This is a genomic window from Streptomyces sp. NPDC001822 (genome assembly GCF_042892135.1).
Taxonomy (GTDB): Bacteria; Actinomycetota; Actinomycetes; order Streptomycetales; family Streptomycetaceae; genus Streptomyces.
In genome coordinates this window covers 110,622-134,611 of record NZ_JBIATW010000006.1, presented here as the reverse complement: position 1 = coordinate 134,611, position 23,990 = coordinate 110,622, and the positions used below count along the sequence as shown (strand labels likewise).

Genomic DNA, 23,990 nt, shown 5'->3' with positions numbered 1-23,990 from the left:
TACGGCGTGAGGCGGTGTCCCTAGCGTCCGGAGGGGCCGCCGAAGATGTTTCCGTCGCCGCCGCCCCCGATGGTGGTGAGGGTGACGGTGCTTCCCTTCGCCAACGGGGTGTTGGGGGCGGGATCGGACTGCATCACGATGGCGTTGGGCTTGTCGGACGAGTTGGGGGCCAGCGCGACCACCAGACCCAGGCCCTCCAGCGTGGCCTTGGCGTCCTGGAACCGCTTGCCCTGGAGGTCACCCGGGACGGTCACCTGTTCCGGCTGCGCGGGGCCCTTGGAGACCTTGAGGACGATCTGGACGTCCTTGGCCTGCTTGCTGTTCGCGGGCGGATTCTGCTCGATGACGGTGCCGGCGGGCTGATCCGAGTCGACATCGGTCCGCGACACGTTCCCGAACCCGACACCCTTCAGCTGGGCTTCGGCTTCCTCGAACGACCTGCCGACCACTCCGGGCACGTTCTGAGTCGTCTTCTTGGCCACCGTGATCGTGACCTCGGAGTCCTTCTCGGCCTTCGAGCCGCCCTCGGGGTTCTGCGAGATGACCGTGTCCGGGGTCTTGTCGGACTCGGCCGTCTTGACGTTCACCGTGAAGCCCTTGTCCTCCAGAGCCTTGCGGGCGTCCTCCTCGTTGTCGTCCACGACGTCCGGGACCTCGACCTTGGGCGCACCGGTGGAGACGACCACGGTGACCGTCTCGCCCGTTTTCATCTCGCCGGTCGAGGACGGGGTCTGGCTGCAGATCCGGTCCTTCTCCTGGGTCGCGCAGGGTTCCTTGGCACCGACCTTCAGAGTGACTTCTGCGTTGTCCGCCAGTCTCTGCGCCTCGTCGACCGTCGCCCCGACCATGTTCGGGACGTCGATCGTGCCGCCGCCGCTCTCGTTGTCGGTGAACACCGCCCGGCCGATCAGGATCGCGCCGATGAGTACCAGGACGCCGGCGACGACCAGGAGGATCGTCGACGTGTTGCTCTTCTTCTGGCGGCGGCGGTCGGGGCGGTCGTCGTAGCCGTAACCGCCGTCGTTCGGGTTGACCGGCGGCAGCATGGACGTCTGGGCGCTGTTCGAGTCCGCCGCGCGCAGGGCGGTGGTGGGCTGGTCGCTGTTGTAGGCGTTGTAGCCCCCGTAGCCCGCGGCCCCCATGGCGGCCGTGGCCGCGACCGGCTGGCCGTCGAGGCAGGCCTCGATGTCGGCGCGCATCTCGTCGGCCGACTGGTAGCGGTAGTCGGGGTCCTTGGTCAGCGCCTTCAGGACGATCGCGTCCATCTCGGGCGTGATCTCGGGATCGAAGTTGCTGGGGGGCTGCGGCTCTTCGCGCACGTGCTGGTAGGCCACGGCGACGGGCGAGTCACCGACGAACGGAGGCCGCACCGCGAGCAGCTCGTAGAGCAGACACCCGGTGGAGTACAGGTCGGAACGGGCGTCGACCTGCTCGCCCTTGGCCTGCTCCGGGGAGAGGTACTGGGCGGTGCCGATGACGGCGGCGGTCTGGGTCATGGTCATGCCGGAGTCACCCATGGCGCGGGCGATGCCGAAGTCCATGACCTTGACCTGACCGGTGCGCGTCAGCATGACGTTCGCGGGCTTGATGTCCCGGTGCACGATCTGGGCGCGGTGCGAGTACTCCAGGGCCTGGAGGATCCCGACCGTCATCTCGAGGGTCCGCTCGGGCAGCAGTTTGCGGCCGGAATGCAGGAGCTCCCTGAGCGTCGAACCGTCGACGTACTCCATCACGATGTAGGGGATGGAGACGCCGTCGACGTAGTCCTCGCCCGTGTCGTAGACGGCGACGATCGCGGGGTGGTTGAGCGATGCGGCCGACTGGGCTTCACGGCGGAACCGTGCCTGGAAGGACGGGTCGCGGGCGAGATCGGCCCGCAGCGTCTTCACAGCGACGGTGCGGCCGAGCCGGGTGTCGTGGCCGAGGTATACCTCGGCCATGCCACCACGGCCGAGCACCGAGCCCAGCTCGTACCGGCCGCCGAGGCGACGCGGCTCTTCCATAACTGATCCAGCCCTCTCCGTCAGTCCCGACCGCACCCGTGTGTGGTCCGGCGGTGCGCTGTTCGCGCATACGCTACCGGGCACTCCCGGTGCGATCGGCCCGCACCCTTCAGCTGATATCCGACCGGTATGCCAATGTGCGGGTGTGGACAGAAGTTGTGACGAGTGTCACTTCTTTCCGTCGAGTACCGCCTGCATCACGCTCTTCGCGATGGGCGCGGCCAGACCGCCACCGGAGATGTCGTCGCGGTTGGCATTGCCGTCCTCGACGACCACGGCCACCGCGACCGGGGATCCGCTGTCGGTCTTGGCGTACGAGATGAACCACGCGTACGGCTTCTCGCTGTTGTTGAGGCCGTGCTGGGCGGTACCCGTCTTGCCACCGACGGTGACGCCGTCGATCTGGGCGTTGGTTCCCGTGCCGTTCTTGACCACGGTCTCCATCATCTGCTGCACCTTCTGGGCGTTCTCCGCCGAGAGGGGCTGGCTGAGCTGCTCCTTCTCGTGCGTGTAGATGACGTCCAGGTTGGGAGCCTGCCGCTGGGCGACCATGTACGGCTGCATGAGCTTGCCGTCGTTGGCGATCGCGGACGCCACCATGGCCATCTGCAGCGGTGTGGCGCGGTTGGACGCCTGGCCGATGCCCGCCATGGCGTTCTGCGGCTGGTTGTCCTTCGGGTAGATGCTCGCGTCGGCGCGGACCGGGGTGAAGACCTCTTCGTTGAAGCCGAACTTGGCGGCCTCCTCGATCATCTTCTCGTTGCCGAGATCGTGGCTCATCTTGCCGAACACGGTGTTGCACGACCAGCGCAGCGCCTCCCTGAGGGACGCGTCCTTGCAGGGGATGCTGCCCTCGTTCTGCAGCAGGTTGGTCGACTGCGGGAGACGCCAGGGAAGCGGGGAGTCCGTCTTCGCGTCGATGTCGGTGTAGAGGCCGTTCTCGAGTGCCGCGGACGCGGTGACGACCTTGAACGTCGAGCCGGGCGGGTAGGTCTCCCGCAGGGCCCGGTTCAGCATCGGCTTGTCCTTGTCGTTCAGGAGCTTCTGCCGGGCGTCCGAGTCCTTGAGCGAGTTGCCCGCGAAGACCGAGGGGTCGTACGAAGGCGTGCTGGCGAGCGCCAGGATGGCCCCGGTCTGCGGGTCCAGCGCGGCGACGGCGCCCTTCTTGTCCCCGAGGCCCTTGAAGGCGGCCTTCTGGGCGGCGGCATCCAGGGTGGTGACGATGTTGCCGCCGGTCTTCTTCTCACCGGTGAACATCGACAGCGTGCGGTCGAAGAACAGCTGGTCGCTGTTTCCGGTGAGGATGCCGTCCTCGAGGTTCTCCAGCTGCGTCGAGTCGAAGGCCTGCGACGAGTAGCCGGTGACGGGCGCCCACATGGGGCCGTCCTTCCAGACCCGCTTGTACTTGAAGTCGCTGTCCTTGGTCTCGACCGAGCCCGTGACGGGTTCGCCGTCGACGATGATGTTGCCGCGCTCGTGGGCGTAGCGCTCGATCTGGACGCGACGGTTGTGCTCGTTCGCGTTCAGCTCGTCGGCGCGGACGTACTGGATGTAGTTCGTGCGGACGAGCAGGGCCAGGACGAGGACGCCGCAGAAGATCGCGATCCTGCGGAGCGGCTTGTTCACGGTCGGACCACCTGGGTCATTTCGGCGTCCGGGGACGGTGCGGGTGCAGGAGCGGGCCGGCGGGCGGTGTCGCTGATTCTGATCAGGATGCCGATGAGCGCCCAGTTGGCGATGACGGACGAACCGCCCGCGGCGAGGAAGGGCATCGTCATACCGGTGAGGGGGATGAGCCCCATGACACCGCCGGCGACGACGAATACCTGGATGGCGAAGGCACCGGAGAGGCCGATGGCAAGGAGCTTGCCGAAGGGGTCACGCGCGGCAAGCGCGGTACGGACGCCGCGCTCGACGATCAGCCCGTAGAGCAGCAGAACGCCCATCATTCCGGCGAGGCCGAGCTCCTCCCCGACTGTGGCGAGAACGAAGTCCGCATTGGCTGCAAACCCGATCAGGTCAGAGTTGCCCTGTCCCCAGCCGGCCCCGAGTGTTCCGCCGGAACCGAAGGACATGAGTGACTGCGCGATCTGATCTGTCTGCTGCAGTGTCTTGTCGGAGAAAGGATCGAGCCATGCGTTGACACGCTGCTGGACGTGCGGCTCGAAGGTTGCGACGCCGACAGCGCCGGCGGCCGACATGACAAGGCCGAAGACGATCCAGCTCGTACGCTCCGTTGCGACGTACAGCATGATCACGAAGAGGCCGAAGAACAGCAGTGATGTGCCGAGATCGGTCTCGAAGACCAGGATCAGGATCGACAGGCCCCAGATGACAAGAATCGGCCCGAGGTCACGCCCTCGTGGCAGGTAGATGCCCATGAAGCGGCGACTCGCCAGTGCCAGCGCATCGCGCTTCACCATCAGGTAGCCGGAGAAGAACACCGCAATGATGATCTTCACGAACTCGCCGGGCTGGATGGAGAAGGGCCCCAGACTGACCCAGATCTTGGCGCCGTTAACGGCGGGGAAGAACATGGGCAGGATCAAGAGCACCAAGGCCACGACCATGGAGATGTAGGTGTAGCGCTGCAGGATCCGATGGTCCTTGAGGGCGATCAGCACACCGACGAACAGCGCTACGCCGATGGCCGAGTACATCAACTGCTTCGGAGCGTCAGGTGTGAACGAACCGAAGAGTGTCTCGGCGCGCTGGATCAGCCGGGGAGACTGATCAAGTCGCCAGATCAGGACAAGGCCCAGGCCGTTCAGGAGGGTGGCGAGCGGCAGCAGGAGCGGATCCGCGTAGGTCGCGAACCTGCGAACGACGAGGTGCGCCACACCGCCGAGGAAGACGAGCCCGAGCCCGTAGCCGAACATTCCGGACGGAAGGGTTCCATCCATGGCAAGTCCGACATTGGCGTACGCGAACACCGAGATGGCGATGGCGAAGCAGAGAAGTGCCAGCTCGGTGTTACGGCGGCTCGGCGCGTCGATCGCGCCGATGGTGGTGGTGTTGGTGACAACGCTCATGGTGCTGAAGGCCCCCTACGGCTTTACTGCTTACCGCACTGCGGGACCAGCTTCTTCTCTTCCTCCGAGAGGCTGGGGCCGGGAGTGGGAGTAGCGGTCGTCTTGGTCCCCTTCGCGGGGGACTTGGCGGAAGTGCTGTCGGTGGTCTTGGCCGCGTCCTTGTCCTTGGCGGCGTTGGCGTCCGCCTCGGCCGCACGGCGCTGAGCGTCCTTCTTGCAGGCGGAGGCCTGGGCTTCGAGTTCGCCGACCTTCTTGCGCGCATCGGGCAGGTTGCCCTCGGCGATCGTCGCCTCCACCTGCTTGCGCTGGTAGGGCGGGAGGTACTTCAGTTCGATCTGGGTGTTCTCCTCGACCTTCGAAAGAGAGACCCATGCGAGATCCTGGCTGATGCCGCGGTACAGGGCGACGTTGTCGTCCTGCGCGCCCACGTAGAACTGCGTCTGCGTCCAGCGGTAACCGCCGTACACGCCACCGCCGATGACGGCCAGCGCCAGCACGATGTAGAACGACCGCTTCAGCCACCTGCGGCCACCGCGCGGCTTCACGAAGTCGTCGTCGGTGTAGGAGTTGAAGGCGTCGTCCGGACCCGAGCCGTAGCCCATGTCGTCACCGCTGCCGGGAGGGCCGAAGCCTCCGGCCGGGGGCGGCACGGAACGGCCGAGGCCGGAGGCGCGTCCGGCCGGCGTCTCCATGGCGCGGCCGTCGTTCGCCTGCGCCGCCTGGTTCTCGGCGACCGCGCCGACGACGACCGGGGTGTCGTTGAGCTGCCCGGCCAGGGTGTCGTTGCCGTCGACGTCGAAGACGTCCGCGACGATGCAGGTGATGTTGTCGGGTCCGCCGCCGCGCAGCGCGAGCTGGATGAGGTCCTGGATGGTCTCCTGCGGGCCCTGGTAGCTGGCCAGGGTCTCTTCCATCGTCTGGTGCGAGACGACGCCGGAGAGTCCGTCCGAGCAGATCAGGTAGCGGTCACCGGCGCGGACCTCGCGGACGGAGAGGTCGGGCTCGACGTGGTCGCCGCTGCCCAGGGCCCGCATCAGCAGGGAGCGCTGAGGGTGGGTGGTGGCCTCTTCCTCGGTGATCCTGCCCTCGTCGACGAGACGCTGTACCCAGGTGTGGTCCTGGGTGATCTGCGTCAGGACACCGTCGCGCAGGAGGTAGGCGCGGGAGTCGCCGACGTGCACGAGGCCCAGGCGCTGACCGGTCCACAGCAGGGCGGTGAGCGTTGTGCCCATGCCTTCGAGCTGGGGGTCCTCCTCGACCATGACGCGCAGCTGGTCGTTGGCCCGCTGCACAGCCGTGCCGAGTGCCGTGAGGATGTCGGAGCCGGGAACGTCGTCGTCGAGCTGGACGAGCGTGGAGATCACCTCGGAGCTGGCGACCTCACCGGCGGCCTGGCCGCCCATGCCGTCGGCGATCGCGAGAAGGCGGGGCCCGGCGTAACCGGAGTCCTCGTTCCCTTCCCTGATCATGCCCTTGTGCGATCCGGCGGCGAAGCGCAGGGACAAGCTCATGCGCACCTCGCCCGTCGGTTCGGGGTACAGCCGGTCTCGAGCCACACTGCCCACCCTCCGGTCGGGAGCCGGGCCGGGTCCATCGTCAGGACCGCAGCGACTCGCTCGCTCCGCTCGCTCATTGTCGTACTACTTCCGCAGCTCGATGACGGTCTTGCCGATGCGGATCGGCGCGCCCAGCGGAACAGGTGTCGGGGTGGTGAGCCGGGTCCGGTCGAGATAGGTGCCGTTGGTGGACCCGAGATCCTCGACGATCCACTGGCCGTCACGGTCCGGGTAGATCCTGGCATGCCTGCTGGACGCGTAGTCGTCGTCCAGCACGATCGTTGAATCGTGAGCGCGGCCCAGGGTGATGGTCTGCCCCTGGAGGGCGACCGTGGTGCCCGTGAGGGTGCCCTCGGAGACGACCAGCTTCGTGGGAGCCCCACGTCGCTGACGCCCCGACTGCTGGCGTTGCTGAGGCGGTGCCGCTTGCTGTTGGCGAGCCTGCTGCGGGCGGGTGTCACTCGCGGTGCGGCGTGAGCCGCGCTGCGTGACACGCGTACCGAAGAGGTCGCTGCGAATGACCTGGACGGCCACGATTACGAATAGCCACAGAACAGCCAGGAAACCTAGCCGCATGACCGTAAGGGTCAGCTCTGACATTGCCCCCGCTTCACCCTTCGGCTTGCCGGTAAACGATGGTGGTACTGCCCACGACGATCCGCGAGCCGTCGCGGAGCGTAGCGCGGGTGGTGTGCTGCCCGTCCACCACGATGCCGTTGGTGGACCCTAGATCCTGGATCGTCGAGGGCGTTCCGGTCCGGATCTCACAGTGCCGACGCGATACGCCGGGGTCGTCGATCCGCACATCGGCGTCGGTGCTTCGTCCCATCACCAACGTCGGGCGGGAGATCTGATGGCGGGTGCCGTTGATCTCGATCCAGCGTCTGACCTGGGCGTCCGGCGCGGGGCCGGAGCCGGCCGGCGGACGCCAGTCGCTGGAGGGGCCGCCCGGCCGCCCGGATCCCGGCGGCGGGGCCGCGGGCATGGGCGGGGCCGCGGGCGGCGGATATCCGTAGCCGGCCCGGCCCTGAGCGGCACCGGGACGGTTGGAATGGGCGTCGGGGGCGGGGCCGGACTGCTGGCCCTGCTGTGACGAACTCGACGCCAGAGTCCTGCTGCGGACGCGGTAGAGACCGGTGTCCAGGTCGTCCGCCTTCTCCAGGTGGACCTTGATCGGCCCCATGAAGGTGTACCGCTGCTGCTTGGCGTAGTCCCGCACGAGACCCGCCAGCTCGTCGCCGAGCTGTCCCGAATACGGGCTGAGGCGCTCGTAGTCGGGGGTGCTGAGCTCGACGATGAAGTCGTTGGGTACGACGGTCCGCTCGCGGTTCCAGATCGTTGCGTTGTTGTCGCACTCGCGCTGGAGAGCTCCCGCGATCTCGACCGGCTGCACCTCGGACTTGAAGACCTTGGCGAAGGTGCCGTTGACCAGACCTTCGAGACGCTGCTCGAAACGCTTCATGACTCCCATGGGGCACCTCCTCCGGTGTCGTCATCCTTGTACTGCTTACTGATCGTATCCACGCGTCGGGAAATCGGCTGGTTCCCCTTGTCTGCACAGTGGATGAGTGTCACCCCTCACACGGATCGTAGAGGTGGCCTCCAGACAGTGTCCCGCACTCCGGGTGCACTCAGGAGGAGTGGGGGCGGGCTTCCCGCGTTCCCGGTTCCCTCCGTGGGTCCGCCGAAACAACGGATGTGAATCCACCCAGTCCAGCGTGCTAATCTTCCGTTTGTCGCCAGGCGCTCGCACCAAACGGTGAGAGAGTCTGAAAACACCACTCTTGCGCGAGTGGCGGAACGGCAGACGCGCTGGCTTCAGGTGCCAGTGTCCTTAGGGACGTGGGGGTTCAAATCCCCCCTCGCGCACAACAGGCGGTCGCTTGCGGCTGCCGGGTTGGTTCGACAGAACCCCCGCACCGGAGAGATCCGGTGCGGGGGTTCTTCGTTGTATGCGCTGCGTGTGCGGCGTGTGCGGCGTGTGCAGCGTGCGCTGTATCGCGCAGGAGGAATGGCCGTTGGATCGCGTGATCGCTTGCCACTCGGTCGTGACCCGTTCTCGGATCCCGCGCGGAAGAGTTCAGGGGCAGGAGTCCGGCACTCGGGCCGCTTTGCGCCGTGGCCGGGGGAGTCGCGGAGAGGCGGGAGGCCGGGGGATGCGCTCGGCCGGGTGGAGGCTGCCGGCCGGGTGGAGGTGCTGGTCGGTGCCGGCGCCAGTTCGACCGGCACGACTTCCTGGGGCGTTGAGAGCTGGTGCGTGCCCGAGAGGGAAGCGAGTGCCCGGTGCCCGAGTGCCTCACCTTGTCTCTCCGGTGGGGCGATCACGAGGCGAGCGGTGACGGCGGAGACGAGACGTGTTTCACGTGAAACGTCGCTTCCGTACTGAAGGGGCGTTTCATGCAGCCGGCCTGTGAGTCTTCTCGCGGCGGTTTCCGTGAACCGTGCGGGGCTCGCTGGGGAGCTACCGGCGAGCCCGTAGGGGCCCCGTCCGGAACTGCCCGGGCCCGCCCCGCCTGAGGCGTGCGTACGTGCGCTGCGCCTGGTGGCGGGCGGGGCGGAACGCGGGTCCGCCGCGTCAGGCGGCGAGGCGTGATGCGAGGGCTTTCGCCTTCTCCTTGGCGTCCGCGAACGCCTGCGTGCGGGAGGCGTCCGCGAGAGGGATGAGTTCGGCCATCTCGGGCTTGGAGTGGGCCAGGGTCAACTCCGGCACGATGAAGTCCACTTCGGCGCCCAGCATGCCCGTGAGGACCTTCTCCAGGTAGTTCTGGACGAACTCGAAGTCCGCGCGCGGGGTGCCCGGGGCGTACGAACCTCCCCGACTGGCCACGACGGTGACCGGGGTGCCGGTGACGGGCCCTCCGGGTACGGCGTTGTGGCCCACGATGATCACTTGGTCCAGCCAGGCCTTCAGGGTCGACGGGATGGTGAAGTTGTACATCGGCGCGCCGATGAGCACGGCATCCACGTTCGCCAGCTCTGCGGCCAGTTCCCCCCGCAGTGCGTCGTCCGCGCCGGCGGAGATCGCCGAAGCGTCCAGGTGCGGCAGGGGGTCGGCCGCGAGATCGCGGTACACGACCTGGCCGTCGGGGTGCTGCTCGCGCCATGCGGCGACGAACGCGGCCGTGACATCGCGGGATGCGGAGCCCTGAGGGAAGACGGCGGAGTCGAGGTGCAGCAACGTGGCCATGGGGTTCTCCATAGGGAGCGAAGAGTGTGGTGCCGGGGCCGTGGTCGAAGGAGGCCGACGATCACGGCCGAGGCGTACCTATTTTCAGTGCGCTCCTATTGTTAACACAGCTACTTACGTTTTGTAAGTCCATCACCGCGGTGCAGTACCCTGTGGGTATGGCGGATCACGGTGAGCAGGCCTGTCGGCGGGTCGATGTGGGGATCACGCGTGTCTTCGAGCTGTTCGGGAAGCGCTGGACCGGCCCGATCGTCTCGGTGCTGATGCGCCAGACCGTGCACTTCGCGGATCTGCGCCGCGCCATCCCTGGCATCAGCGAGCGCATGCTCTCGGACCGGCTCGCCGAGTTGGGGGCGGCCGGTCTGGTCCTGCGCGAGGTCGACGAGGGGCCCCCGCTGCGGGTCGCGTACCGCTTGACGGAGGCGGGTGCCGCGATGGAGCCGGCTCTCAAGGAGCTGGGCCAGTGGGCGGACGCCTACCTCTCGGGGCCTGGGCGCTGCTGACCGGCCGCCCTGCGCTGCCGGAACTCTGCCGCGTGGTGGTAGTGCCCCGCTCCGCGCACAGTTCCCTGGTCCTGTCCCCGGGGCGGCCCGGCGCGGTCTCAGGCATCCGGGCGGAGTGGGTTCGGGATGGTTGTCCACAGGCTCGCCGCACGTTGTCCACAGGGACAGACGGTCGTCACGCAACGGCTGTACCGTCATCCGCAGTTGATGTTGGGCATGACGGTTGTACGAGACGGGGGAGGCGGCGCTCCATGGGTGAGATCGAGGCGACGGTGCCGGTACAGCGGACGACGGCTGATCCGCGCATCCCGTTCGTGCCCGGTTTCGCGCGACGTGCGGAGGCGGGCGGGCGGTCTGCCGGTCCGGGCGCGGCGTCCCGCAAGGCCGCCGGCAAGGCACTGAGGCTCGTAGTGCCCCGCTCCGCGCACAGTGCCCTGGTCCTGTCCCCGGGACGGCCGGGCGCGGTGCAGGCGGTGGAGGAGTCGAACCTGGGCCGGGTGCCGGGTCTGACGCCGATACGCGTGGGCCGGATGGCGGCGACCCCCTTCGCGTTCCTGCGCGGTTCGGCAGGGCTGATGGCCCACGACCTGACGGGCACACCGGTCACAGGTGTCGGAGCGCAGCTCTGCGGGGACGCGCATGCGGCGAACTTCGGCCTGTACGGCGACGCGCGGGGCAATCTGGTCATGGACCTGAACGACTTCGACGAGACCGTTTTCGGCCCCTGGGAGTGGGACCTCAAGCGCCTGGCCACCTCGCTGGTCCTGGCGGGGCGGGAAGCCGGGGCCGACGAGGACACCTGTCGGCAGGGTGCGTTCGACACGGTGGGGGCGTACCGGCGCACGATGCGCCTGCTGGCCGGTCTGCCCGCCCTCGACGCGTGGAACGCCATCGCGGACGAGGAACTCGTCTCACACACGGACGCCCGCGATCTGCTGGGGACGTTGGAGCGGGTGTCCGCCAAGGCACGCAACAACACGAGCGCTCGCTTCGCCGCCAGGTCGACGGAGGACTGCGAGGACGGCGGTCGGCGCTTCGTCGACGCGCCGCCCGTGCTGCGCCGCGTACCGGACGCGGAGGCCGCCGCGGTGGCAGCAGGGCTCGCGGGATACCTCGGGACGGTTTCCGAGGACAGGGTGCCGCTGCTGGCCCGCTACGCGATACACGACGTGGCGTTCCGGGTCGTCGGCACGGGCAGTGTGGGGACCCGGTCCTACGTGGTGCTGCTGCTCGACCACCGCGGCGAGCCTCTGGTGCTGCAGGTGAAGGAGGCCCGCCCTTCTGCTCTCTCCCCCTACCTCCCGCAGGTGGGCTTCGATGTCCCGGGTGTGGGCCACGAAGGGCGCCGGGTGGTGCTCGGGCAGAAGCGGATGCAGGTCGTCAGCGACATATTGCTCGGCTGGGCCGAGGTCGACGGCAGGCCGTATCAGGTGCGCCAGTTCCGGAATCGCAAGGGCAGCGTGGATCCGGCCGCGCTCGCGGCGGACCAGGTGGACGACTACGGACGAATGACCGGTGCGCTGCTCGCCAGGGCCCACGCGCACACCGCCGATCCGAGGCTGCTCTCGGGCTACTGCGGGAAGAACTCCGAGCTGGACGAGGCGGTCGCCGATTTCGCCGTGACGTACGCGGACAGGACCGAGGCGGACCACGCCGAACTCGTCAGGGCTGTCGGGGCCGGTCGAATAGCCGCCGAGCTCGGTGTCTGACCCGCTCGTGCCGTGACCTCGTGTCCTCGGGGCGTCGGCCGTGGCCATACGCTGGACGGGTGACCCACGAAGCCGCCGGGGTGCCGACCACCCGGAACGACGAAGACCGGCAGGACCAGGACCGGCAGGACGAGCCGCAGCACGCGCGGGACGCGTCGCAGGGTGACCTGCGGGCGGACAGCGACCAGGGGCAGCAGGACAGCATCACGGCCGACGGAGCGGGCGCCGATCCGAACGGCGGCACGCGTGCCGGCGTGGGTGGCGAGGCGCCGGTGGGCGAGGCTGCCGCGCCCAGGCCGGAGGAGCGGCTCGCCAAGGCCGTACGCGTGGCCGAGCAGGCCTTGATCGAGTTTGAGATCGCGGTGGAGACCTTCCGCGTGGAGGTGGAGAACTTCTCCCGGCTGCACCACCAGAAGCTCGGCCCGATGTACGCGCGGCTGGACGAGCTCGATGCCCAGATCGCGGAGGCACGAGCAGCGATCACGGGGGACCCGGAGGACGTGCGCAAGGCGCAGGAGGCACGGGCGATCGTGATGCCGATGCCCGGGGTCGACGAGCTCTTCCACGACTGGATGGACTCGGACGGTCTCTCGCCCGAGGCTTCGGCCATGCTCACGGAGCAGCCGGTCCGGCCGCCCAAGCGGGTCAGGCCGAGCGAGGAGGCACGCAAGCTCTATCGCGACCTGGCTCGCCGGGCACACCCGGATCTGGCGCCGGACGAGAAGGAGCGCGCACGGCGCGACGAGTTCATCTCGCGGGTCAACGGGGCCTACGGACGCGGTGACGTCGAGCTGCTGAAGGAACTGGCGGCCGAGTGGGCGGCCGGGCCGGTGGCACCGGAGCTGCGGCTCAGTGAGAGCGAGGAGCTCTACGCACGGCTGGACTGGCTCAGCCGCCGCAAGGAACTGCTGACGGTTCTGGCCAAGGAGCTGGAGGAGAGCGCGATCGGTTCGATGCTGAGGATGGCGCCGAACGATCCCGACCGTCTCCTGGACGACATCGGCGAGAAGCTCCTGAGCGAGGTGGCCCAGCGCGAGGCAGAGCTGGCGGGCTTGGTGCAGTAGCGTTTCGAGTGACTTGGCGCGTACGTACGAGAGAAGGCAAGACCCATGAATTTCGCTCCGCTGCCCTCGGTGGATGTTGCCGCGGTTCCGTCGGACGGCCTCGTGCTGGACGTCCGGGAGAACGACGAGTGGGCGGCTGGGCACGTCGAGGGGGCACTGCACATTCCGATGAGTGACTTCGTCGGCCGTTTCGGTGAGCTGACCGAAGCGGCGGACGGCGGTCGTCGTGTGCACGTGATGTGCCGGGTGGGAGGGCGATCCGCACAGGTCACCCAGTACCTCGTACAGCAGGGCATCGACGCTGTGAACATCGAGGGCGGCATGCTCGCCTGGGACGGCGCCGGCCGCAAGATGGTCACGGACGACGGGAACTCGGCCTTCGTCCTCTGACGGCAGGTCCCCGACCGCTTGCCACGGAGACCCCACCGGCGGTCGCATGCTTGGCGGCCGGTGTCTGAGCTACAGGCACGACGGTCTGCGTGCAACGGTCCGTGCACGACAGGCTGTGCAGGACAGGCTGTGCAGGACGGTCCGTGTATCCGTAGCCGGCGGTCGGTGTGCGATGGAGCGTGCCCGGGCGGTCTGTGCGTGGCGGCCAGCGATTGAGCTGTGGCGGATCGGCCACAGCTGCTCGGCCTCGGCGTGCCCTCGCTGCGGTCGCCCTGGTGACAGCGGCCGCTTCAGGCGTGCCCTCGCGGGCGCCCTAGCCTTGACGGCGGCCTGGCCCTGGCAGTTCGGACACTGCAGGGCCAGGTGTCGCGCGGGCCGTCAGCGGTCGAAGTCGATCTCTACCTCCGAGGTGACGGGGTGAGACTGGCAGGCCAGTACGAATCCGGCGCCGGTCTCCTCCGGTTCGAGTGCGTAGTTACGGTCCATGCGCACCTCGCCCGACACCAGGAACGCCCGGCAGGTCCCGCAGACTCCGCCCTTGCAGGCGTACGGAGCGTCCGCGCGGCTTCGCAGCACCGTGTCCAGCAGCGATTCCCCGTCCTGGACGGGCCAGCTGCCCGAACGGCCGTCAAGGGTCGCCGTGAGCCTGCTCTCCGCCGGAGCGGTCGTCCGGCCCGGCGCAGGACGTTCAAGTCCTTCATCGGCGACGTGGAAGATTTCCTGGTGGATGCGGGTCCGGTCCGCCCCGAGCGCGCGAAGCGCGCCCTCGGCCTCCCGGATCAGGCCGAACGGGCCGCACAGGAACCAGCCGTCCACGTCGGGCACCGACAGGAGAGAGGGCAGCAGGCCGGTGAGCCGATCACGGTCCAGCCGGCCCGAGGGGAGACCGGCGGCCTGCTCCTCACGGGACAGGACGGTCACGAGCTGGAAGCGGTCCGGATAACGGTCCTTGAGGTCTGCCACCTCGTCGAGGAACATCGTCGAGGCGGCCGTCCGGTCGCTCCGGAGCAGGCAGAAGCGGGCCTTGGGCTCGCGTGCCAGCAGCGTCGCGGCGATCGACAGCACGGGTGTGATGCCGCTGCCGCCGACGATCGCCGCGAAGTGCCCGGGGCGAGGCTCGAGGACGAAGCGCCCCATCGGCGCCATCGCCTCGATCAGATCACCGACGGCCAGCTCCTTGAGGGCGTACGTGGAGAATGCGCCCCCGTCGACCCTACGGATACCCACGCGCAGCGAAGGTTCAGCCGGCTGCTCGGTGGCCGGAGCACAGATCGAGTACGAACGCCGGATCTCCTCGCCGCCCGTGCTGTAGCGCACGTTCAGGTGCTGGCCCGGCCTGTGGCGGAAGGTCTCGCGCAACTCGGGCGGCACGGCGAGGGTGACGGCCACCGCGTCGTCCGTGATCCGTTCGATCGCGCTGACCCGGAGCGGATGGAACATCTACAACTCCTTGAAATGGTCGAACGGTTCGAGGCACGCCACGCACCGGCGCAGCGCCTTGCACGCCGTGGAGGAGAACCTGCTGAGCAACTCGGTGTCCGTGGAGCCGCAGTGCGGGCAGCGCACCGAGAGCGTCAGTGGCACCGGGCCGCCCGCAGTGCCACCGGGGCGTGGCGGAGCTATCCCGAACTCCGTGAGTTTGCGGCGTCCTTCGTCGCTGATGTCATCCGTGGACCAGGCCGGGGCGAGGACGGTGACGACGGACACCTCGGCCACACCGTGGTCGTGCAGCACCCGTTCGATGTCGGCGGACATCGTCTCGATGGCCGGGCAGCCGGTGTAGGTCGGCGTCAGGTGCACGACGACCCGGTCCGGGCTTTCGGCCCGCACCCCGCGGAGCACTCCCAGCTCGTCGAGGGTGAGGACCGGGAGCTCGGGATCGGGCACGGCTCCCGCCAGGCGATGCAGCTCCGCCTCCAGCGGGGTCTCGGTGGTCACCATGACGCCCCCGGGTGACTGCGGTGCAGATGCTGCATCTCGGCGAGCATCCGCCCGAACGGCTCCGTGTGCAGGCCTTGCCTGCCCGCCCCCGCGGCCCAGGCGCCGCTCTGCGGGCCCGACGGCAGGGAGAGGGTCGCCTGCTCCACCACCGCGGTGACGGCGGTCAGCCAGGTGTCACGCAGGGCCTGCCACTCGACGTCCACACCTTCGACGGGCTCGAACAGTTCACCGGTGAACTTCCACAGGGTGTCCAGGCCGAGCTGCATGCGGTCGTGGCTCTCCGCCGTGCCGTCACCCAGCCGGAGGACCCACTGCTCCGCGTGGTCACGGTGGTAGGCGACCTCCTTGACGGCCTTGGCCGCCAGGTCGGCGAATTCACCTTCCCCGGAGGCTAGTTGTGCGTAGAGGGAGTGCTGATAGACGGAGAAGTAGAGCTGCCGCGCGATCGTGTGGGCGAAGTCGCCGTTGGGCTGCTCCACCAGCTGGACGTTGCGGAAGGCCCGCTCCTCGCGGAGGAAGGCGAGCTCGTCCTCGTCACCCACGAACGAGAGCAGCATCCGAGCCTGGCCGAGCAGGTCCAGGGCGATGTTGGCCAGCGCCACCTCCTCCTCCAGCACGGGGGCGTGTCCGGCCCACTCCCCCAGCCGGTGCGAGAGCACCAGCGCGTCGTCGCCGAGGGCGAGAGCCGCGGTCACAGGTGCTTCACCCCTTCCGGGATCTCGTAGAAGGTGGGATGGCGGTACGGCTTGTCCCCTGCGGGTTCGAAGAACGAGTCCTTCTCGTCCGGCGACGAGGCGGTGACTTCGGTGGACGGCACCACCCAGATGGAGACGCCCTCCGAGCGGCGGGTGTACAGATCACGGGCGTTGCGCAGGGCCATTTCGGCGTCCGGCGCGTGCAGGCTGCCCGCGTGGGTGTGGGACAGCCCGCGCCGGGATCGCACGAACACCTCCCACAGGGGCCAGTCGGTCGAGCTGCTCATGCGGTCGCCTCCACGGGCTGGGCGGCGGCGCCGGCGGTTCCGGCCCGTACCGCGTGCTTCTGTGCGTATGCGGCGGCTGCGTCACGGACCCACGCGCCCTCCTCGTGGGCGGTGCGCCGCTGGGCGAGCCGTTGTTCGTTGCATGGGCCGTTGCCCTTGAGGACCTCCTGGAACTCCGTCCAGTCGATGGCCCCGTAGTCGTGCTGCCCGAGCTCTTCGTTCCACCGGATGTCGGGGTCCGGGAGGCTGAGACCCAGTGCCTCCGCCTGCGGGACACAGATGTCGACGAAGCGCCGGCGCAGCTCGTCGTTGGAGTGGCGCTTGATCTTCCAGGCCATCGACTGGGCGGAGTGCGACGAGGAGTCGTCGGGCGGGCCGAACATCATCAAGGACGGCCACCACCAGCGGTTCACCGCGTCCTGCGCCATCTCGTGCTGGGCCGTGGTGCCCCGGCTGAGGGCGAGCAGCAGCTCGTAACCCTGGCGCTGGTGGAAGGACTCCTCCTTGCAGATGCGGATCATCGCCCGTGCGTACGGTCCGTAGGAGCAGCGGCAGAGCGGAACCTGGTTCGTGATCGCCGCGCCGTCCACCAGCCAGCCGATGGCACCGACGTCCGCCCAGGTCAGCGTGGGGTAGTTGAAGATCGACGAATAGCGCTGCCGGCCGGCGTGCAGCTTGTCGAGCAGCTCCTCGCGGCTGGTCCCCAGCGTCTCGGCGGCGCTGTACAGGTACAGGCCGTGCCCCGCCTCGTCCTGCACCTTCGCCATCAGGATCGCTTTACGGCGCAAGGAGGGGGCCCGCGAGATCCAGTTGGCCTCGGGCTGCATGCCGATGATCTCGGAATGCGCGTGCTGGGCCATCTGGCGGACCAGCGTGGCCCGGTACGCGTCGGGCATCCAGTCCCTGGGCTCGATCCGGTCGTCGGCCGCCACCGCGGCGTCGAAGGCCGCGGTGCGCGCCGCGTCCATCGGGTCCGCTGTGTCCGCTGTCCTCTGCGTCGTCTGGTCCGCAGTCACTGCCGCCATCCCGGGCTCCCTACCGACCGATCGTTCGGTTCCTTGGCTTCAATGGTGAGTCGGGGGCCCGTAGGGTGTCAACCCTGTGGATAACTGAGTGGTGATCGACGGTGAACGGGGCGGCATGGATGCGGAGCGCGGTGGGCACGCCGGAAGCGGCAGCAAGCGCTCCTGGCCCGGAGTGACGAATCACCCGGATCCTGCGCGCGACCGTGAGCCGGACGCAGAGCAGGACGCGGGGCTCGACGCAGAGCGAGACGCGGGGCCCGACACGGGGCAGGACGCGGGCGTGAACGCGGAACGTGCCGGGGAATCGGGAGCCGCCCCGGCCCCGGACCACGGCGCCCCCGGGCCGGAGCCGGACGACACACAGGCGGGGATACCGGCCCCCCGCGCCCGTCCGTGGCCTGCGGCCTCGCCGGACGGGCGGCCGGACGGGCCGGCGGAGCCCGCGTCCGTGGCGGGAACCCGTCCGGAACACGGCGCGGAGACGGACGAACTCCCAGGACCGCCGTCCATGGCGGGCGACCCTCCGGACGATCGCCGGACGCCGGTCACCACGGAGACGTCCTCCGGCGCCACGTCCGTGACCGAGGGGCGAGCCCGGCGTCCGGGCGGAGGCGGCATAGCGGGACTCTCACTGCGGTATCAGATCGTCGCCGCGATCGCGCTGGCTGCCATGGGCGTGGTGGCCTGCGGACACATCGCCATGATCTTTCTGCATGTCGCACCGTCCAACACGCTGACGAAGCAGCACGGCGCGGTGGTCGACGACTGGGTGTACCCCGAGTTCGAGCAGAACTGGAAACTGTTCGCCCCCAATCCGCTCCAGCAGAACATCGCGGTCCAGGTGCGCGCGGAGGTGGCCCATTCCGGCGCGCACAGCACCACGCGCTGGATCGACCTCTCACGAGAGGACGGGGCGGCGATACGCGGCAACGTTCTCCCCAGCCATGTCGACCAGAACGAGCTCCGTCGTGCCTGGGACTTCTTCACCGGGTCCCACGACGACGAGAACCGTTCCAACGGTCTCCGCGGGGACCTGTCCGAGCGCTACATCCGCCGCATCGTCATGCTGCGCCTCGCCGATCACGACCTGGCCGGCAGGGTCGAGCGGATACAGGTGCGATCCGTCGTACGTTCGCTGGGAGCCCCGTCGTGGAGCGACGAGAAGATCAGTACCGACCCCCGCTACCGGGTGCTCCCGTGGTGGACCGTCAGGCCGTCGGATCTCCCGGGCACGCACACGGCGGAGCAGGCACCCCGCGACGGGAGGGGGCAGCAGTGAGCGCCTCCACCGCGACCCGTGTCCGCGAGAACGCGGGCAGTTCGGTGACCCGCGCCGTCCAGCGCATCACCGAGGGGCCTCTCGGCGCCTATCAGAGCGCTGTCGTCAGGATCGGGATCTCCGCGACCTGTCTGCTCTTCCTGCTCCGGGAACTGCCCCACCGCCGCGAGCTCTACGGCCCTGACGGACCGTGGAGCTGGGACATGGCACGCGGGCTTCTTTCCAACAACGGTGGTTTCACCGTGCTGATGTGGTCGGACAGCACGGTCTGGTTCGAGTTCGTCTACGCGCTCACGCTGGTGTCCGCCGGGCTGCTGATGGTCGGCTGGCGGACGCGACTCACGTCCGTGCTGTTCATGACGGGGGTGCTCTCCCTCCAGAACCGCAGCATCTTCATGGGCGACGGTGGCGACAACGTCATCCATCTCATGGCGATCTACCTCGTGCTGACGCGCTGCGCGCGGGTCTGGTCGCTCGACGCGCGCCGCGCCGCCCGACAGGCCGCGCTCCTCGCGGAGGGGCTCCGGCCGCCCCGCGACGTGACCGGGCCGCTTCTGTGGGGTGTCCTGGGTGCCGTACTGCTCCCCGCCACGCTGATGGGTGGACTGGGCGGCACCTGGTGGCTGCCCGCGGTCCTGTGGGTTCTCTGGCTCGGCAACGGCGCCTGGTGGGCACTGAGCCGTCGTGCGCCGGAGCACGAGCTGCGTACGCTCCTGGACGTCCTGGCCAACCTCGCGCACAACATCGCCCTGCTCGTGATCATGGCGGAGGTGTGCCTGATCTACGCGACCGCCGGCTGGTACAAGATCCAGGGAACCCGCTGGCAGGACGGCACCGCGATCTACTACCCGCTCAAGCTGGACTACTTCGCGCCCTGGCCCGGCCTCTCGGGCCTCGTGGCCTCCAGCGCCCTGATCGTCATGGTGATGACGTACGCCACGGTCATCGTGCAGGTCGCCTTTCCCTTCACGCTGTTCAACCGGCGCGTCAAGAACGTGCTGCTGGTCCTCATGATCGGTGAGCACGCGGGGATCGCGGTCCTGCTGGGCCTGCCGTTCTTCTCGATGGCGATGATCGCCGCGGACGCGGTCTTCCTGCCGACGGTCTTCCTCGTCTGGCTCGGGCGCGCGGTCACGCTGGGCCGGCGGCAGCTGTTCTCCCGGGCTTCGAAGGGCGGGCGGGCTTCGAAGCCCCGGCGCGTCGTACCCGCGCAGCGAGGCCCTGCCGTGGGCGAGGGGGAGGCACCGCGCGGCGGCGGGGGCACGGGCCATACGCTCGTCGGGTGACCAGCGAGACCGGCAGTACAGAAGAACCCCCGTCGACACCGGCGACCGACCCGCACGTGGAACCGGTCCAGTACGACGACGGTTACGGCAGCGAGATCGGTGTCGGGCCGCATCCGCTTCCGTGGCCCGAAGGAGGCCGCTACGACCCCGAGCTCCTCGCGAACGGGGACCGGCGCAACGTGGGTGACGCCTACCGTTACTGGACGCGGGAGGCGATCGTCGCCGATCTCGATCTCCGGCGCCACGACTTCCACGTGGCGGTGGAGAACTGGGGTCATGACTTCAACATCGGCTCGGTGGTCCGCACCGCCAACGCCTTCCTTGCCAAGGAGATCCACATCGTGGGGCGACGGCGCTGGAATCGCCGGGGAGCGATGGTCACCGACCGCTACCAGCACGTGCGGCACCACCCGGACACGGCTGACCTGACCGCATGGGCGGAGGCCGAAGGCCTCCCGATCATCGGGATCGACAACCTTCCCGGGGCGGTACCGCTGGAGCGGACCGAGCTTCCGCGCCGGTGTGTGCTCCTGTTCGGGCAGGAGGGTCCGGGGCTCACGGAAGAGGCGCGCGAGCACGCTTCCATGGTGTGCTCGATCGCGCAGTTCGGCTCCACGCGGTCGATCAACGCGGGAGCCGCCGCCGCCATCGCCATGCACGCCTGGGTGCAGCGGTACGCCGACATCCCGGCCCCTGACCCACAAGGCCCCTGATCTCCAAGGCCCTGACCCACAAGGCCCTCGCCCCATCAAGCAGGGCCCGTTGATCCGTCAAGGCCCGTTGACCCATGACGTCCCTGATCCACCGAGGTCCCTGATCCACCGAGGTCCCTGATCCACCGAGGTCCCTGGTCCACAGGGTCGCTGATCCACAGGGCCGTGACCGGTGGAGCGGACTTCCGCTCCACCGGCCCTTCGTTCCGGGCGGCTGTTCCCGCACCGGGCCCGGGCCCTCGCTTCCTGGCACCGTGGTGACGCCGCCAGGACGATTCCTCTTGGACGATGCCGCCCGGACGTCGACTCAGGCCTGGCGGCGCACCTCGACCACCCGGAACCGGTTGGACACGAACGCCCCGTCGCAGAGCGCCGCGTTGGCTGCCGGGTTTCCGCCCGAGCCGTGGAAGTCGGAGAACGCCGCGGTCTGGTTGACGAACACCCCGCCGGTGAGGTTCAGCGAGAGCTGAGCCGACTCGTCGAAGCAGACGTCCTCGATGGCGCGCTCCACCTCCGCCGACGTGGTGTATGCGCCGACCGTCATGGCGCCCTTCTCCCTGATCGTGCGGCGCAGCAGGTCCAGGGCGGCTTCCGTCGACTCGACAGCGACGGCGAAGGAGACCGGGCCGAAGCACTCGGAGAAGTACGCCGCCCCGTCGTCGGACACGGTGCCGTCGAGCTTGACCACGACCGGTGTACGCACCACGGCGTCGGGGAAGTCGGGATTGGTCACCTGGCGCGAGGCGAGGGCGACGTCGCCCAGACTCGATGCCGCTTCCAGCCGGGCCTTCACGTCCGGATTCACCAGGGCGCCGAGCAGCCCGTTGGCGCGGGCGTCGTCACCGAGGAGCCCGCTCACCGCGTCGGCGAGGTCCGCCACCACGGCCTCGTAGGACTTGTCCCCCGCGTCCGTGCTGATTCCGTCCTTGGGGATCAGCAGATTCTGCGGGGTCGTGCACATCTGGCCGCTGTAGAGGGAGAGCGAGAAGGCGAGGTTGGACAGCATGCCCCGGTAGTCGTCCGTGGAGTGGAGGACCACGGTGTTGACGCCGGCCTTCTCCGTGTAGACCTGAGCCTGCCGGGCGTTGGCCTCCAGCCAGTCACCGAAGGCCGTGGAGCCCGTGTAGTCGATGATCTTGATCTCGGGCCGAACCGCCAGGGTCTTGGCGATGCCCTCGCCCGGGTGCTCGGTCGCCAGCGCGACGAGGTTGGGGTCGAATCCCGCCTCGGCCAGCACCTCGCGTGCGAGCTGGACGGTGAGCGCGAGCGGCAGGACGGCCCTCGGGTGGGGCTTGACCAGCACCGGGTTGCCGGTCGCGAGCGATGCGAAGAGGCCCGGGTAGCCGTTCCAGGTGGGGAAGGTGTTGCAGCCGATCATCAGTGAGACACCGCGTCCGGCCGCCGTGAACGACTTGTGCAGCTGGAGCGGGTCGCGCTTGCCCTGCGGCTTGGACCAGTCCGCGGTGCCCGGTGTGCGCGTCTGCTCCGCGTAGGCGTACGCCACCGCCTCGAGGCCGCGGTCCTGGGCGTGCGGGCCGCCGGCCTGGAACGCCATCACGAAGGCCTGCCCACTTGTGTGCATCACCGCGTGGGCCAGCTCATGTGTACGCCCGCTGATGCGCGCGAGGATCTCCAGGCAGACCAGCGCCCGTGTCTCGGGCCCGGCCGCACGCCAGGAGCCCATGGCGGCGCTCATCGCGGGGAGCAGGACGTCCGGGTCGGCGTGCGGGTACTCGACGCCGAGCTTCGGCCCGTACGGCGAGGTCTCCCCGCCGGTCCACCCGTCGGTGCCGGGCTGCCCGAGATCGATGCGGGTGTTGAGCACCGCGTCGAACGCGGCTTTGCCCTCGGCGGCTCCGAGGCTGCCGGGGAGGCCGTCCTCGCCGTAGGCCTTCGGGTGCTCGGGGTGCGGGGACCAGTACGCGCGCGTGCGGATCGCGTCGAGCGCCTGGTCGAGCGTCGGGCGGTGGATCTCGGACAGCTTTTCGGGGGAAAGCGCGGGGGCCATCACGGACCAACTCCTCGTCGAGCCGGGCGGGTGTGTACGGATGGAGTTAGAGTAACCGAACGATCGGTCGGGACAAGGGGCCCCAAGGAACCTGTGGACAACTCATGGGGGAGGATCGCGGACATGACCACGCCCAAGCGGGACACGTACACCCCGGAGACGCTCCTCACCGTTGCCGTCCGCGTCTTCAACGAGCGCGGCTACGACGGCACGTCCATGGAGCATCTTTCCAAGGCGGCGGGCATCTCCAAGTCCTCCATCTACCACCATGTGGCGGGCAAGGAGGAGCTGCTGCGGCGGGCGGTCAGCCGGGCGCTCGACGGGCTTTTCGGCATTCTCGACGAGGCGGGGGCGACACGGGGACGGGCGATAGCCCGGGTCGAGTACGTCACCCGCCGCACGGTCGAGGTCCTCATGGGCGAGCTGCCGTACGTCACGCTGCTGCTGCGGGTGCGCGGCAACACCCGGACCGAGCGCTGGGCCCTGGAGCGGCGGCGCGAGTTCGACCAGCGGGTGTCCGAGCTGCTCAAGGCCGCGGTGGCGGAGGGCGACCTGCGCGCCGACGTGGACATACGCCTCGCCACCCGGCTGCTCTTCGGCATGGTGAACTCGCTGGTCGAGTGGTACAGGCCGCAGCAGGGCGGCTCCCCGGAGGCGGATCAGCTCGCCGACACGGTCGTGCGGCTCGCGTTCGAGGGCATGCGCGCCGGCTGATCACCGGGCCTGCGGCCCTCCCGTCCACCGGGTCCGGTGGCGCCCCTCAGGCGAGTTCCGCCGGGCGGTCCGGGCGCGGACCCAGATCGGTCTCCTCGAACACCAGCAGGGTGCGGGTGGAGAGTACCTCCGGTATGGCCTGGATCCGGGTGAGGACGAGTTCCCGCAGAGTTTGGTTGTCGGGAGTGTGCACGAGCAGCAGGACGTCGAAGTCGCCGCTGACCAGCGCGATGTGAGTGGCGCCCGGCAGGGCCTGGAGCTGTTCGCGCACGGTGCGCCATGAATTCTGGACGATTTTGAGCGTGATGTAGGCGGAGGCAGCCTCTCCCGCCCGTTCGTGGTTCACGCGGGCGCTGAAGCCGCGGATGACGCCGTCCTCGACCAGCCGGTTGATCCGCGCGTACGCGTTGGCCCGCGACACGTGGACACGCTCGGCGACGGCCCGCACCGAGGCCCGGCCGTCCGTCTGGAGGATGCGGAGGATGGCCCGGTCGGTGGAGTCCAGCGGTCGTGCGGGCGGAGTCCGGCCGGGATCCGTGCCCCGGTCAGCCATTTGTTCAGCTGCCATCTGCCCGCGCCTCCCTGTTGTGGACGACCT

General features: G+C 69.0%; 22 protein-coding genes and 1 tRNA gene. 9 read left to right on the top strand and 14 right to left on the bottom strand.

Annotated features, from left to right (window positions below):
• Nucleotides 1–20: 20 nt before the first annotated feature.
• The 6 genes from pknB to ACFYY2_RS16125 form a co-directional block, all read right to left on the bottom strand.
• The gene (gene pknB / locus ACFYY2_RS16150) at nucleotides 21–2,003 is read right to left on the bottom strand and encodes a Stk1 family PASTA domain-containing Ser/Thr kinase (RefSeq protein WP_388742729.1); all 1,983 of its coding nucleotides are present in this window, start codon (nucleotides 2,001–2,003) and stop codon (nucleotides 21–23) included.
• A 168-nt stretch (nucleotides 2,004–2,171) separates the two neighbouring features.
• Nucleotides 2,172–3,629, bottom strand: coding sequence for a peptidoglycan D,D-transpeptidase FtsI family protein (locus ACFYY2_RS16145; protein ID WP_388742727.1), 1,458 nt, complete (start codon nucleotides 3,627–3,629; stop codon nucleotides 2,172–2,174).
• Entirely contained in the window at nucleotides 3,626–5,035 is a 1,410-nt protein-coding gene (locus tag ACFYY2_RS16140; protein WP_388742724.1) for an FtsW/RodA/SpoVE family cell cycle protein, read from the bottom strand. Before ACFYY2_RS16140 ends, ACFYY2_RS16145 begins: the two co-directional genes overlap by 4 nt.
• A gap of 23 nt (nucleotides 5,036–5,058) precedes the next feature.
• Nucleotides 5,059–6,546 carry a Stp1/IreP family PP2C-type Ser/Thr phosphatase gene (locus tag ACFYY2_RS16135; protein WP_388742721.1) on the bottom strand — a complete coding sequence of 496 codons (1,488 nt, stop codon included), beginning with the start codon at nucleotides 6,544–6,546 and terminating at the stop codon, nucleotides 5,059–5,061.
• A gap of 129 nt (nucleotides 6,547–6,675) precedes the next feature.
• Nucleotides 6,676–7,191 carry an FHA domain-containing protein gene (locus ACFYY2_RS16130; RefSeq protein ID WP_327116858.1) on the bottom strand — a complete coding sequence of 172 codons (516 nt, stop codon included), beginning with the start codon at nucleotides 7,189–7,191 and terminating at the stop codon, nucleotides 6,676–6,678.
• A 10-nt stretch (nucleotides 7,192–7,201) separates the two neighbouring features.
• On the bottom strand, nucleotides 7,202–8,062 hold the full coding sequence (locus ACFYY2_RS16125; protein WP_388742717.1) for an FhaA domain-containing protein: 861 nt from the start codon (nucleotides 8,060–8,062) through the stop codon (nucleotides 7,202–7,204).
• Between the two features lie 315 nt (nucleotides 8,063–8,377).
• On the opposite strand from ACFYY2_RS16125, the gene ACFYY2_RS16120 reads away from it, so the two are divergent.
• Nucleotides 8,378–8,460 (top strand) — tRNA-Leu (locus ACFYY2_RS16120).
• A gap of 706 nt (nucleotides 8,461–9,166) precedes the next feature.
• On the opposite strand, the gene ACFYY2_RS16115 is transcribed toward ACFYY2_RS16120, so the two are convergent.
• Nucleotides 9,167–9,778 carry an FMN-dependent NADH-azoreductase gene (locus ACFYY2_RS16115; RefSeq protein WP_388742715.1) on the bottom strand — a complete coding sequence of 204 codons (612 nt, stop codon included), beginning with the start codon at nucleotides 9,776–9,778 and terminating at the stop codon, nucleotides 9,167–9,169.
• 158 nt (nucleotides 9,779–9,936) lie between these two features.
• Here ACFYY2_RS16115 and ACFYY2_RS16110 point away from each other — a divergent pair, with 158 nt between their 5' ends.
• The 4 genes from ACFYY2_RS16110 (at nucleotide 9,937) to ACFYY2_RS16095 (ending at nucleotide 13,444) form a co-directional block, all read left to right on the top strand.
• Nucleotides 9,937–10,281, top strand: coding sequence for a winged helix-turn-helix transcriptional regulator (locus ACFYY2_RS16110; protein ID WP_388742712.1), 345 nt, complete (start codon nucleotides 9,937–9,939; stop codon nucleotides 10,279–10,281).
• Nucleotides 10,282–10,532: 251 nt separating this feature from the next.
• On the top strand, nucleotides 10,533–11,990 hold the full coding sequence (locus ACFYY2_RS16105) for a DUF2252 domain-containing protein (RefSeq protein WP_388742709.1): 1,458 nt from the start codon (nucleotides 10,533–10,535) through the stop codon (nucleotides 11,988–11,990).
• Nucleotides 11,991–12,049: 59 nt separating this feature from the next.
• Nucleotides 12,050–13,054, top strand: coding sequence for a hypothetical protein (locus tag ACFYY2_RS16100; protein ID WP_388742707.1), 1,005 nt, complete (start codon nucleotides 12,050–12,052; stop codon nucleotides 13,052–13,054).
• A 45-nt stretch (nucleotides 13,055–13,099) separates the two neighbouring features.
• The gene (locus ACFYY2_RS16095) at nucleotides 13,100–13,444 is read left to right on the top strand and encodes a rhodanese-like domain-containing protein (protein WP_388742705.1); all 345 of its coding nucleotides are present in this window, start codon (nucleotides 13,100–13,102) and stop codon (nucleotides 13,442–13,444) included.
• A 378-nt stretch (nucleotides 13,445–13,822) separates the two neighbouring features.
• Here the strand turns inward: ACFYY2_RS16095 and ACFYY2_RS16090 are convergent, their stop codons facing one another.
• The 5 genes from ACFYY2_RS16090 to paaA are packed head-to-tail and all read right to left on the bottom strand — an operon-like array spanning nucleotide 13,823 to nucleotide 17,392.
• Complete coding sequence (locus ACFYY2_RS16090; RefSeq protein ID WP_388742703.1) at nucleotides 13,823–14,884, bottom strand: 2Fe-2S iron-sulfur cluster-binding protein; 1,062 nt, start codon at nucleotides 14,882–14,884, stop codon at nucleotides 13,823–13,825.
• Nucleotides 14,885–15,385, bottom strand: a complete 501-nt coding sequence (paaD, locus tag ACFYY2_RS16085) for a 1,2-phenylacetyl-CoA epoxidase subunit PaaD (RefSeq protein ID WP_388742700.1) — start codon at nucleotides 15,383–15,385, stop codon at nucleotides 14,885–14,887.
• Nucleotides 15,379–16,080: a 1,2-phenylacetyl-CoA epoxidase subunit PaaC gene (paaC, locus tag ACFYY2_RS16080; RefSeq protein WP_388742698.1), complete on the bottom strand. Its 702-nt coding sequence runs from the start codon at nucleotides 16,078–16,080 to the stop codon at nucleotides 15,379–15,381. Before paaC ends, paaD begins: the two co-directional genes overlap by 7 nt.
• A complete protein-coding gene (gene paaB / locus ACFYY2_RS16075; protein ID WP_327116884.1) occupies nucleotides 16,077–16,367 on the bottom strand; it encodes a 1,2-phenylacetyl-CoA epoxidase subunit PaaB in 291 nt (96 codons plus the stop codon). The genes paaC and paaB overlap by 4 nt, the downstream gene beginning before the upstream one ends.
• Nucleotides 16,364–17,392 (bottom strand): 1,2-phenylacetyl-CoA epoxidase subunit PaaA, encoded by a 1,029-nt coding sequence (gene paaA, locus ACFYY2_RS16070; RefSeq protein WP_388742695.1) that lies wholly within the window; start codon nucleotides 17,390–17,392, stop codon nucleotides 16,364–16,366. The genes paaB and paaA overlap by 4 nt, the downstream gene beginning before the upstream one ends.
• 448 nt (nucleotides 17,393–17,840) lie before the next feature.
• On the opposite strand from paaA, the gene ACFYY2_RS16065 reads away from it, so the two are divergent.
• From ACFYY2_RS16065 to ACFYY2_RS16055, 3 genes are read left to right on the top strand one after another with little or no spacing between them, the layout of a single operon-like run.
• A complete protein-coding gene (locus ACFYY2_RS16065; protein WP_388742693.1) occupies nucleotides 17,841–18,671 on the top strand; it encodes a DUF5819 family protein in 831 nt (276 codons plus the stop codon).
• Nucleotides 18,668–19,957, top strand: coding sequence for an HTTM domain-containing protein (locus ACFYY2_RS16060; protein ID WP_388742691.1), 1,290 nt, complete (start codon nucleotides 18,668–18,670; stop codon nucleotides 19,955–19,957). Before ACFYY2_RS16065 ends, ACFYY2_RS16060 begins: the two co-directional genes overlap by 4 nt.
• Nucleotides 19,954–20,670, top strand: a complete 717-nt coding sequence (locus tag ACFYY2_RS16055) for a TrmH family RNA methyltransferase (protein WP_388742688.1) — start codon at nucleotides 19,954–19,956, stop codon at nucleotides 20,668–20,670. Before ACFYY2_RS16060 ends, ACFYY2_RS16055 begins: the two co-directional genes overlap by 4 nt.
• A 307-nt stretch (nucleotides 20,671–20,977) precedes the next feature.
• On the opposite strand, the gene paaN is transcribed toward ACFYY2_RS16055, so the two are convergent.
• Nucleotides 20,978–22,678, bottom strand: coding sequence for a phenylacetic acid degradation protein PaaN (gene paaN / locus ACFYY2_RS16050; protein ID WP_388742686.1), 1,701 nt, complete (start codon nucleotides 22,676–22,678; stop codon nucleotides 20,978–20,980).
• 123 nt (nucleotides 22,679–22,801) lie between these two features.
• Between paaN and ACFYY2_RS16045 the strand changes: the two genes are divergently transcribed.
• Nucleotides 22,802–23,392 (top strand): TetR/AcrR family transcriptional regulator, encoded by a 591-nt coding sequence (locus ACFYY2_RS16045; RefSeq protein ID WP_388742683.1) that lies wholly within the window; start codon nucleotides 22,802–22,804, stop codon nucleotides 23,390–23,392.
• A gap of 46 nt (nucleotides 23,393–23,438) precedes the next feature.
• On the opposite strand, the gene ACFYY2_RS16040 is transcribed toward ACFYY2_RS16045, so the two are convergent.
• The gene (locus ACFYY2_RS16040; protein WP_388742681.1) at nucleotides 23,439–23,960 is read right to left on the bottom strand and encodes an Lrp/AsnC family transcriptional regulator; all 522 of its coding nucleotides are present in this window, start codon (nucleotides 23,958–23,960) and stop codon (nucleotides 23,439–23,441) included.
• Nucleotides 23,961–23,990 lie beyond the last annotated feature (30 nt).